This is a genomic window from Aeromonas tecta (assembly GCF_000820185.1).
In the GTDB taxonomy this organism is placed as follows: Bacteria; Pseudomonadota; Gammaproteobacteria; order Enterobacterales; family Aeromonadaceae; genus Aeromonas; species Aeromonas tecta.
The window spans coordinates 259,682-270,994 of the sequence record NZ_CDCA01000010.1; the positions used below are offsets into that span (position 1 = coordinate 259,682).

Annotated in this window: 9 protein-coding genes; 2 read left to right on the forward strand and 7 right to left on the reverse strand. The window is 63.2% G+C overall.

Features of this window, described 5'->3' with window-relative positions:
- Positions 1-64 precede the first annotated feature (64 nt).
- Together rbsK and BN1137_RS02530 are read left to right on the forward strand one after the other, a co-directional pair.
- Entirely contained in the window at positions 65-997 is a 933-nt protein-coding gene (gene rbsK, locus BN1137_RS02525) for a ribokinase (RefSeq protein ID WP_050717092.1), read from the forward strand.
- On the forward strand, positions 997-2,010 hold the full coding sequence (locus tag BN1137_RS02530; RefSeq protein WP_050717093.1) for a substrate-binding domain-containing protein: 1,014 nt from the start codon (positions 997-999) through the stop codon (positions 2,008-2,010). Before rbsK ends, BN1137_RS02530 begins: the two co-directional genes overlap by 1 nt.
- Positions 2,011-2,100: 90 nt before the next feature.
- Here the strand turns inward: BN1137_RS02530 and BN1137_RS02535 are convergent, their stop codons facing one another.
- From BN1137_RS02535 to ihfA, 7 genes are all read right to left on the reverse strand, one after another.
- Positions 2,101-3,762 carry a GGDEF domain-containing protein gene (locus tag BN1137_RS02535; protein WP_050717094.1) on the reverse strand — a complete coding sequence of 554 codons (1,662 nt, stop codon included), beginning with the start codon at positions 3,760-3,762 and terminating at the stop codon, positions 2,101-2,103.
- Positions 3,759-4,235, reverse strand: coding sequence for a putative pterin-binding protein (locus tag BN1137_RS02540; protein WP_050717095.1), 477 nt, complete (start codon positions 4,233-4,235; stop codon positions 3,759-3,761). The genes BN1137_RS02535 and BN1137_RS02540 overlap by 4 nt, the downstream gene beginning before the upstream one ends.
- Positions 4,236-4,320: 85 nt before the next feature.
- Complete coding sequence (cobB, locus tag BN1137_RS02545; RefSeq protein WP_050717096.1) at positions 4,321-5,094, reverse strand: Sir2 family NAD+-dependent deacetylase; 774 nt, start codon at positions 5,092-5,094, stop codon at positions 4,321-4,323.
- 71 nt (positions 5,095-5,165) lie between these two features.
- Positions 5,166-5,780 (reverse strand): GNAT family N-acetyltransferase, encoded by a 615-nt coding sequence (locus tag BN1137_RS02550; protein ID WP_050717097.1) that lies wholly within the window; start codon positions 5,778-5,780, stop codon positions 5,166-5,168.
- Positions 5,777-7,027, reverse strand: coding sequence for a response regulator (locus BN1137_RS02555; RefSeq protein ID WP_050717098.1), 1,251 nt, complete (start codon positions 7,025-7,027; stop codon positions 5,777-5,779). The genes BN1137_RS02550 and BN1137_RS02555 overlap by 4 nt, the downstream gene beginning before the upstream one ends.
- A 2-nt stretch (positions 7,028-7,029) precedes the next feature.
- Entirely contained in the window at positions 7,030-10,962 is a 3,933-nt protein-coding gene (locus BN1137_RS02560) for an ATP-binding protein (RefSeq protein WP_050717137.1), read from the reverse strand.
- Positions 10,963-11,016: 54 nt separating this feature from the next.
- Entirely contained in the window at positions 11,017-11,313 is a 297-nt protein-coding gene (gene ihfA / locus BN1137_RS02565) for an integration host factor subunit alpha (protein ID WP_005300715.1), read from the reverse strand.

Below are 11,313 nucleotides of genomic sequence, written 5' to 3' on the forward strand. Positions count from 1 at the left end.
TTTCGTGCCCCTTGGCTTGGGCTCAGCGCAGTGCCCAAGCCAAGATGCATCAGGAGTAATGACTATGAACCGTCTCGTTGTGCTGGGCAGTGTCAATGCAGACCATGTGCTGCGCGTCCCCCATTTCCCTCGTCCGGGTGAAACCCTGACCGGTCACAGCTATCGTGTCGTCCCCGGTGGCAAGGGTGCCAATCAGGCGGTCGCCGCCGCACGTCTGGGCGCCGCCGTCTCCTTTATCGCCCGGGTCGGGGATGATGCCATCGGCCATCAGATGCGCGCAGGCTTCGCCCAAGACGGCATCGATGTGAGCGCGGTGGAGCAGGATGAGGCGCTTCCCACCGGCATCGCCATCATCTATGTGAGCGATGAGGGGGAGAACAGCATCGGTATCTCTGCCGAGGCCAACGGTGCCCTGAGCCCTGATATGGTCAAGCGCCATGAAGCCATGATTGCCAATGCCCACACCCTGCTGCTGCAGCTGGAAGTGCCGCTGGAGAGCGTGTTTGAAGCCGCCAGGCTGGCCCGCGCCCAGGGCACCCGGGTGGTGCTGAACCCGGCGCCGGCCCGGCCGTTGTCAGCCGAGCTGCTGGCGCTAGTGGATCTCATCACCCCCAACCAGACCGAGGCCGAGCTGCTGACCGGCGTGAAGGTCAGCGATGAGGCGAGTGCCCGCGAAGCGGCCGTCCGTTTCCATCAGATGGGCATTGGGGAGGTGATGATCACCCTGGGCTCACAGGGCGTCTATTGCAGCAACCGCGACCGGCAGATACTTATACCTGGATTCAAAGTGGCAGCAGTGGATACCACTGCCGCGGGTGACACTTTCAACGGTGCCATGCTGGCAGCCGAGCTGGCGGGAGCAGATTTTAACGCCGCAGTGCGCTTTGCTCACGGCGCGGCGGCGCTGTCGGTTACCCGGCTCGGCGCCCAGAGCTCCATCCCAGCCAAGACCGAGGTGGATGCCTTCCTGCACGCCCAGCCCGCGCAGGGACTCTGATGGCCAATATCAAGGAGGTGGCGGCGCTGGCGGGGGTCTCGACCACCACGGTCTCCCACGTCATCAACGAGACCCGCTTCGTGGCCGAGGAGACTCGCGAGCGGGTGTTCGCCGCCATGCAGAGCCTCAACTACGCCCCCAGCCTGGTGGCTCGCAGCCTCAAGGTGAAGGAGACCAACAGCATCGGCATGCTGGTCACCACCTCCAGCAACCCCTTCTTCGCCGAAGTGGTGCGCGGGGTGGAGCGCTACTGCTTCGAGCAGGGCTACAACCTGATGCTGGGCAACACCGAAGGACAGGCCGAGACGGCGCTCTCCTATCTCAAGATGATGCTCAGGAAGCGGGTAGATGGGCTGCTCATCATGTGCAGCGAGGGCCAGCAGGAGGTGTTCAATCAGCTCGACTGGCTCAAAGATCTGCCGGTCGTGGTGATGGATTGGGGCATGGAGAGCAAGGAGGTGGATCTCATCGCCGATAACTCCCATCGTGGCGGCTATCTAGCCACCCGTCATCTGCTGGCGCTCGGTCACCGCGACATCGGCTGCATCACGGGCCCGCGCAGCCGCGCCCCCGCCGATCAACGGCTGGCCGGCTTTGCCCAGGCGCTGCAGGAGGCGGGTCTTGCAATCAACCCGGCCTGGATCCAGGAGGGGGATTTCGACTGCGCCAGCGGCCACGACGCCATGCTCCGCCTGCTGGCCCAGCCCAAACGGCCGAGCGCCCTGTTCGTGTGCAACGACATGATGGCCATGGGGGTCATCAGCGCCGCCCACCAGGCGGGGCTTCAGATCCCGCAGGATCTCTCCCTGGTCGGCTACGACAACGTGGCGCTGGCCCAATATATGTCGCCGCCGCTCACCACCATCAACCAGCCAAAAGAGGAGCTGGGACGGCTCGCCGTCACCCGGCTGCTGGCGCGGATCAATGGGGAGCGGATCGACAACAGGTTGATCACCGTCGACCCAGATCTGGTGATCAGGGACTCCTGCGCCCCCTTCCCTCACCCCATCTGAGCCGAGGCATGCCTGACCAGCAACTGCCCCACGGCAAGAAACACAAATAATAAAGGCGACCCTGTGGTCGCCTTTATTATCTTTGCGTATTCAATAGGGCTCGCGCTGCGCCCTGCTCTCATCCGCCTCGGCCATGCCCTCAAGCCGGCTCAGATGCCGCAATCCTAACTGCTGCGCCAGGGGCTGCAACCAGGCATAGTGATCGGACGTTTCCGGCAACCAGTAACGAATGGGCCAACCGGCACGCAGCAATGCGGGGACCCGGCTGCCCAGCTCATGCAGTGCCAACAGGCAACCGCGCTGGCGAACCTTCTCCAGCAGGAGAGCGTCCCCGGTCAACGTCGGCAACGCCAGGATCAGCACTCCCGGCTGCAAGACAGGCAAATAAGCGAGCACATGGGCCAGCTGGGTCTGCTGATGCAGCACCAGCAGCAAAGGGTACGTGCTCGTGCTATCCGCCAACAGCCGGGCGACCACCGGGCCCAGCACCCCGCGCTCCTGCATCCAGTCAACGCCGCAGTCCTGTTGGCCAACCCGCCAGCGCAGGCTGATGGCCAGCACCCTCTGCCCCTGCTCGTCTGTCAGCGCCTCCGACACCGTCTCCAGCGGGGATGGCGCCGCCCCCGTCAGCCACTCTCGCAACTGGTGCAACTGCCGCTGATCCATGTTCAGGGCCGCCTTCATCGCCAGCTGGAACCAGACCAGCGAGGTATCGCTGCGCTTGGCCTGATTGAGCGCCAGGATGGCCTGCTCCAGCAGCACGTTGGCATCCTCCGTTCCCTCTGCCTGCGCCACCCCGAAGCGGCAGGCCAGATCGAAGCTGCTCTCCCGGGTCACGAATTCAAACTGGAGCAAGGCCATCATCGCCACCACCTGCGGCTCAACCACCTGCGGCGAGCCTGCCAGCACCACCGCAAATTCATCTCCCCCCAGCCGGTAGGCCCGGCCGGGATGGGCTTGCCGCAGTTTGGCGGCGACCGTCTGCAGCAATCGATCACCGACCTGGTAGCCGAGCAGATCATTGACTTGCTTGAAGCGTTTGAGATCCAGCACCACCAGTGCCTGGGCATGGCCCTCCCGCAGAGACTGCTTCAACTGCGCTTGCAAGGCACGCCTGTTACCCAGCCGGGTCATGGGATCGAGCAGGGAGAGACGGCGATTTTGCAGATTGACACGAATGAGGGCAAACACCAGGACACCGCCCGTTACGAGCAACACCAGCTGCCAGATCTGCAGCCAGAACAGGCTTTGGCGGATCTGGTTGACCGAGTCCTCCCGCTCCTGGCCGGAGAGGATCTGGTCCCCTATCCGCTCCACCTGGCGGGTCAGTTCGCTGATCCGGGCCTGCGTGCCATCCAGCGCGGCCCCCTCTTGCAGTGCACCGGCCTGCATCTGGGGCTCGAGCGACTTTATCTGTTCAAACAGCGAGGCCAGCACCTTGCCCAGCCCATGACGGCCACGGGCATCGGCGGTCTCGCTGCTGATGAGGAAGATATCCAGCCGGTTCCACAACAGATCGTAATCGAGGCTCAGGGTCTCCATGTCCAGCTGACCCGCCCGGTAGAGGCGCAAGTCATAGAGGAAACGCTGGGACTCCAGCATGGTCTGGCTGATATTCCAGTGAATGTTGCGATAAAAGCTATCCACGAGCTGCTCGTGGCGATGCTGCAGATAGAGCCCCCACACCGATGAAAACAGAAACAGCAGCGAGATGGCAGCCAGCAGCAGGTTGTGGCGATGGCGACGGGTCAAGGGATGACCTCGATGCGCGTCACCTGCCACACCATGCTGTTGTGGATGGCGGGCACATTCAGTTCGGGATGATCGGAGAGCGACACCAGCAACCAGAGCGGCCCCTTGTTGCGGCGAGTCAACGGCTGATCGTCCTGATAGTGCACCAGCGTCAACGGTGCCTGGGCAAACAGGGAGAGATCCACCCGCTGCTGATAGCCATTGAGGGCGAACACCTCGATCTCGCTGGCACTGGTCACGCCCTGCGCCGCCAGAAGGCCCGCCAGCGTCGGCCCGCGATAACGGTGCATGCCCTGGGTCCAGGGGGTTTGCGTCTTGAACTCAGCCTGTGGCAAGGCTGCTAGAGCCGCTTCGTCGAGATGGATCTCTCGCTTGTCTGGCAAGATCAGATGCAACAGGGCAGCAGATGCCTGCACCTGAGACGTGATCAACGTCAGTAGAATAAATGTGATCCAATGCTTCAAGATGATCATGATGAGCTACGCCAACTGCACCCTATTTTTATCGGTCAGTGTGGCGACTTCATGGAGCCATTGCAACTGCGCTGTTACACAATAGTTATGGGCCGCGCATCTCCATCCAGTTGTGCCCAGGGGGGGATTTGGGTTGATGCACACCTAGCTCCTTCAGCAGCTCATCCACGAAGGTGGGCACCAGCACAGACGCCGGGCCGTAGCGCTTCTCATCAAACTGACTACCCACCTCACTGGGCTCCAGATTGAGCTCTACGGTATGAGCGCCATTGAGGCCGGCCTCATGGACAAAACCGGCCGCCGGATAGACGGCTCCCGAGGTGCCGATGGAGATGAACAGATCGCATTGGGCCAAAGCGCCATAGATCCTGTCCAGCCCGAGCGGCATCTCGCCAAACCAGACCACGTGGGGGCGCAGCGGCTGCGGCAGCTGGCAGCAGGAGCAGAGCTCTTCCTGATGCAACTCCCCACGCCATTCGATCACCTGACCCGACGCCGGGCAGCGCGCCTTGAGCAACTCCCCGTGCATGTGGATCAGGTTCTTGCTGCCCGCCTCGCTGTGCAGGTTGTCGATATTCTGGGTGACCAGGGTCACCCGACCCGGCAGCAAACGCTCCAGTCTGGCCAGGGCATAGTGCGCAGGATTGGGGTGGATCTGGGGTTGCTGCAATTGATGGCGACGGGCGTTGTAGAAACGCTGCACCAGCTCGGGATCTCGCGCATAGCCTTCCGGCGTGGCGACGTCCTCAACCCTGTGCTCTTCCCACAGACCATCACTGGCACGAAAGGTCTTGATGCCGGACTCGGCTGAGATGCCGGCACCGGTGAGGATCACGATATGTTTGGCTGACTGCACCATGGTGGATTTCCTCCGACGAATTACCACTGACCTTACCACAGGGCGCCATCCCGGCACATTCGCCCTTGGTCTTATGAAACCTCCGGCGTCAGGTTGTCGAGTACGCTCAGGTCCAGCCTGACAAACACCATCTCCCGCCCCGTCACCAGGGTCAGCGGTAATCCCAACCCCTTGAGCAGGGCCAGCATGGGGCGATTCTGACTCAGCACCTCGGCCGTCCACTCCCGAGTTCCCTCCCCGTGGGCCAGCAGCGCCAGCGCCAGCAAGAGTCGCCGGCCGGCTCCGCGATGCTGGAAGTTATCCGCCACTATGCAGGAGAATTCGGCCCGCTCCGGGTGCAACCGCCGCCTGATGGACTGGGCCATGGCCAGGGGAACACCGTTGCCATCGGTCAGCAGCAAACCAATCTGGGCCGCCCTGGGATAGTCGAGGAAGAAGGCAACCTGCTCGGCGGTAGGCGACTGCTTGGGGCGCATGAAACGCAGGTAGACACTCTGTTCACTGAGGGCGCCGTACGCGGCTACCAGTGGTTCGGGATCGCTCCCCGCCAGCTCTCTTAGCCAGCATTCTTGGCCCCCCACCACCATCATGATGGGCAAGGCGGCCCGGGTCATGGGATGGAGCCAGCCCGCCAGCCCCGTCCGCAGACGCGGCTCGTCGGCTGGCCAGCACAGGTAGCGGGTCACCAGTGCCCCGCGATGCCGCGATCCTGCCAGAGGCTGGCATCGAGCAGTTTGAAGGGATCGTCGAGATAGAGGGCAATGCCCTGCTCTCTGGCGCGCCCGATGAAACGAGCAAGCAGGGAGTCCACCGCCATCGCCTCCAGCTCCGGCAGCAGATGTTGTCCCAGCAGCAGGTGCTGGAGCGGGAGTCGTTCCAGCTCATCGAACGGCAGGTGCTGGGCATTGTCGAGCAGCAACGCCAGGCGAGCGCCGGCCAGGCTCGCCTGCAACACCAGGGCGAAGCGATCCGCCTGGCTCAGCAGTCGATCCCGCCGGTGGATAACCAGGGTCAGCTCGCTTGCCTGTCGCCCGTGCTGATCCAGCCAGGTCTTGAGTTGTTCCCAATGAGGAGGGAGCCCACTTAGCGCCAGCCAGATAGGCAAACCGGAGGAAGCCACGTCCGCCAGCAGGCCGAGTTGACCGCGCACCTCCCCCTGCCAGCTGCGAATGGTGCGTTTCAAGCCACTCAGTCTGCGCTGACGCTGGGGGCCCAGATAGAGGACCTTGAGCAGTCGCAACAGATCGTCACTCTGCAGTGGCTTGGCCAGCGCTGCCAGCACATTGAAACCGGCATCGTGCAGCAGGCGGCGGGCCCCGTCGATCAGGGTCTGATCGTGGGCGGAGAGTAAGATGATGGGCAAACCACTGTGCTGATATTGGGGATGGCTCATCAGCAGGCTGATGGCATCCTGCTCCGCCAGGCTGAGATCGCAGATAAGCAACCCCACTTTGCCCTGCTCCAGGGCCTGCAAACAGGCCTCACCGTCCTGCACCCACAGGCAAGGCAGCCCCAGTTGCTGGATCTCTTGCTGGATGCTGGCGCCTTGAAAGGGGTGATCTTCGAGCAACAACACCTGCAGCTCCGCCAGCCAGTCGCGCCACTGTTGTACCCGCTCCTCCAGCGCCGCTCGCCAGTTGTCCGACAAGAGGTAGATCCCCCGCCCCGGCGTCATCAGCTGCGGCAGATAGGCCGCTCCCGTATGAGAGGCAGGATCGAACAGCGCGATGGCGCCGGCGGCGAACAATCCCTCCCACTGCCAGCCGGGATCGGGCTGGGTGCGATGCAAATTGGCGTAGTCCGGCACGCCTGCACTCTTGAGGGCCTGATGGGACGCGGCATCCAGGGCATAGATGCTGACGGGATGAAACCCGGGCTCCAGACACACGTCCGATCCCAGCAGCGCCAATAACTCTTCATCTGTGATGATCATTCTCATACTCTCTTGCCCAGTTGCCGGCAGACCTCATCCACTGCCTGTGTCAGTGGTGCGATCAAGGGCTGTCCGGGAGCCCTCTGCCAGCGGTCGATTACCTGTATTAGCGGGACGGCCCCCACCATTTTGGCGGCCCCCATCATCTTGTGTAAAGCCGTCTTGAGGGCCTCGTCATCCGCTTGTGTGACGCAGCGCGCAATGTCAGCCAGATCCTGGCGAGCCGAACTCATATAGAGGTTGATAAGCTCGGCACTCAGCGGCGCCAGCATCTGTTCGGACCAATCGGCGGCCTCCTCCTGCGCAAGCCCGGCGCTCTGCCCGGACAGGCTGCGCAGCAAGATGGCCAACTCTCTTAGCATCACCGGCTTGTCCAGATGGCCATGACAGCCACTGTCGGCCAGCCGCTCTGCCGCCTGCTCACTGAGATCGGCGGTGATCACATAGACTGGCAGATGACGCCAGCGCGTCGAGCCTCGCAATTGCTTGCACAGCTCGGCGCCATCCATCACTGGCATCTGCAAGTCGGTCAGCACCAGATCGACTGACTCGCGGCCAAGAATATCCAGTGCCAGCCGGCCGTTGGCGGCGCTCAATACCTGGGCTCCCAGCTGGCTGAGCTGCATGCTGATCAACACCCGGTTCACTTCGTGATCTTCGACCAGCAGCACCCGCATGCCGGCACCGGGCAGCGTAGAGACATCCTCGCTGCCCTGGGACAGCCTGGGCTGCAGCAAGCTGATCACCGAGCCCGGGATCCAGGGTTCACCCTGCCAGTACCAGTGGCGCAGTCCCCTCTCGTCCTGCTCGGCGCTCAGGCAAGGCGCATCCGCCTCCTCGCTCATGCCAAACTCGGCCAGCCAGCGGCGCATGTAGTCGAGTTCGACGCCTTCCAGCTGCAAGCTGAGTGCGCCGAACCTGGGTTGCCAGGGCGCCTTCTCCTGTAGGGCAGAGAGCGGCAGCGAGCAGATGAAACGACTGCCGCCCTCCACCCGCGCCTCGACCTGGATAGTCCCGCCCATCTGCTCCATCAGCTGACGGCAGATGGCCAGGCCCAATCCCGTGCCTTGCGCCCGGGTCTGACCCGGCTCCTCGCCCTGCTCGAAGGGCAGGAACAGCCGTGGCAGCAGCTCGGCACTGATGCCGGGCCCTTCGTCATCCACCCCGCAGACGACCCACTCACCCTGGCGCCACGCCCACAGTACCACCTCGCCGGTCTGGCTGAATTTGATGGCATTGGAGAGCAGATTGTGCAACACCTGCTGCACCCTATGGGGATCCAGGTTGAGCAGGGCTGGCAGGCTGGGATCGAGACGAAGGCGCAGCTGCAATCCCTTGGAGCGCGCCTTGGACCAGTGCACCGCCGCCACGTGTTCGCACAGCTCCACCAGATCGGTCGGCTGGGGCGAGAGCCGCAACTGGCGCGTCTCGTTGCGGCTGAAATCGAGCACGTCGTTGAGCAGCCCCAGCAGCTCGTTACCCGCCTGCCTGACATGGGTCAGCGCCGATGTCTGCTCAGGTGAGAGCGAGGTCTGATCGAGCCACTCCAGCAACCCCAGAATGGCGTTCATGGGAGTGCGGATCTCGTGACTCACAGCCGCCAGGAAGCGCCCCTTGGCGAGCACCGCCTGCTGGGCCTGCTCATGGGAAAGCTGCAGCGCATGCTCCTGCTCAACCCGGTCGGTCACATCCTGCACCACCCCGTAGATACGCCATCCCTTCTTCTGGCTGCGGCGACGCCCCCGCCCGGAGAACTGCAACCAGCGAGCCCCCTTGGTCGGATGGTGATAGCGCAGCAGATGGGAGAAGGGACGGCCCGCCTGCAACATGACCAGCATGGGGGCGCGCATCTCGCGCCTGTCCTGGCGCGCCATCCGGGTGAGGGCCTCGTTGGGGTTGAGGCGGATCTGCTGGCTGGCCAGCCCCAGCAGCTCGAAGCTGCCACGACTGACGAACTCTACTTGCGAAACTGCACCTCCCTGCAGGCTGAACTGCAGCACCACGCCGGGCACCGTGTTGGTGAGGGCGCGCAGCCTGCGCTCCGCTTGGCGCAGCAAGCGGGTGCGCTCGCGCAGGGCGCTGATATCGGACAGGGCGATGAGATCGCCTGCCGGCGCCTGCAGACCGAGTTGCAGCGGGATCTGGGCATAGGAATAGACCTGCTCGCGCAAGCCAAGCTCGCCTTCCCCCCCTTGCAGTTGCGGCGCGGGCAGTTGCAAGTCCGCCCCATAGCGCGCCTCCAGCTGCTTGGCCCGTTTGTTGCGCTTGATGATCTCGCCCTTGTCGCTTCGCAAGAACACGGGTACCGGCAACGCCTGGAACAGGGATTCCCGGAACTTGCTCTCCAGCGCCAGCGCCTGCTCGGCCTTCTGTCGCTCGCGAGCCTCCAGGGCCAGCTGCTGGCGTGAGCGCCAGATCAGCCAGATGACGGCGGCGCTGATCATCAGCGCCAGCAAGACCGATGCCAACCAGAAGCCGTAGCTGACCCCCTCCTGCTGATTGAGGATCAACCTATGCCAACGCTGGACCAGCTCATCCACCTGCCGATCGTTGATGGTCATCAGGCTCTGCTCCAGCACCCCGGCGAGCCTGGGCTGATCCGTCCGGATGGCAAAACCCAGGCCGAAGGGCTGCGGCAACTCCTTGATCGCCAGATCGGTCAGCAGGTTGTTGCGCATGGGATATTGCAGCTGATAGAGCTCCGCCAGCATGGCATCGGCATCCCCCCCCTGCACCGCCTTGATCCCCTGCTGCAAGGTATCGACCCGCACCCACTCGTGTTGCCCCAGCCCGGCCAGCAGGCTCGGATCGTAGAGGGTGGCGGGCACCACTATCTTGCCCTTCACCTCGTCAATCCGCTCATGGGCACCCAGCTTGCGACTGACCAGGGCATAGCGGCTCATGGCCACTACCCGGGTGAAGTGAAACTCTTGGCCGAGGGTCGGGGACTCCTGCAGGCCGGCCATCATGACCGCCTCCCCGCTGCGCAGCTTGGCCAGCGCCTCTTCCTTGCTGGCCACCGGGATGAGCTCGAAATTGAGTCCGGTCTGGCGACTGACCCGCTGCAGCACATCACCGCTCCAGCCGGCGAGCCTTCCCTCCTGGTTGACGCCGCTATAGGGCATGAAACCCGGCGCCGCCACCAACTTGATGGTACGGGCGTTGCCAATGAGCCAGGCCTGCTCCTTGTCGGTGAAGTGCAGCGGGTTGATGTCCTGCTCGCTCTGGGGCAGATAACGGCCCAGATCCCGGTAGAGGCAGCCGGGCGGCAGGAAGCGGATCGCCGTGTCCACCAGTTGTTGTAACTCGGGACGGTCGCGCATCATCAGTCGATAACCCACCACCAGATCGTCGCTGCGCAGGCGGCGCAGACGTAGCCCTTCATCGGGATATTCCCGCATTAAATAGCGTAATTGCAGGTAATCTCCGAGGTAAGCACTGCCTTTTTCCGCAAACAGTGCCAGATACCAGTTGTCGGCGTCGGTCAGTTGCAGCTGGGTCGACTTGGGGTAGAGGCGCTTGAGCACCTCGCCCGCCTGCCAGATGGGCGACACCAGGAAGGCCGCGTGCTCGAGATCGCCCCGGTAGAGGATGGCAGATTCCGCCTCCAGCATGGTGCGGCTGAGCAGCATGCCGTTCTCGGGCTGCTGGGTCGGGCTGATGTGTGGAATGAGATCGCAACGCCCCTCCCGCAACCCCTGCTCCACCGCAGGCCAGTTAGGCAGGGTCTTGAAATAGAGCGGCACCGGCAACTGGCGGGCCAACCGCGTCATCTGATCGATGAGCAGACCGCCCTTGCCTTCCAGATAAGGAGGCCGCTGCAGGCTCGGATAGCAGAAGGTCAGCTGGGTCAGCGAATCGGCATACGCCTGGGTAGCAGGCGACAGGGGCAAGGCGGCGGCGCGCAGTGGCAACGCCAGCAATGCGCCGAGCAGGAGGAGTGTCTTGGTCATCGAAACGGAAAAGCCAGGCATCTGCCTGGCTTTTTATCACTCATTGGGTTCAACATTTTCTACCCTGGCCTTGAGCTTCTGACCAGGCCGGAAGGTCACCACCCGACGGGCGCTGATGGGAATGTCTTCGCCCGTCTTGGGGTTACGTCCGGGACGCTGGTTCTTCTCACGAAGATCAAAATTACCGAAGCCTGAAATCTTGACTTGTTCGCCGCGTTCCAGCGCTTGTCGGATCTCCTCAAAGAAGGCTTCCACCATATCTTTGGCTTCACGCTTGCTCATCCCGAGTTGGGTGAACAGGTGCTCTGCAATGTCGGCTTTGGTAAGCGCCAT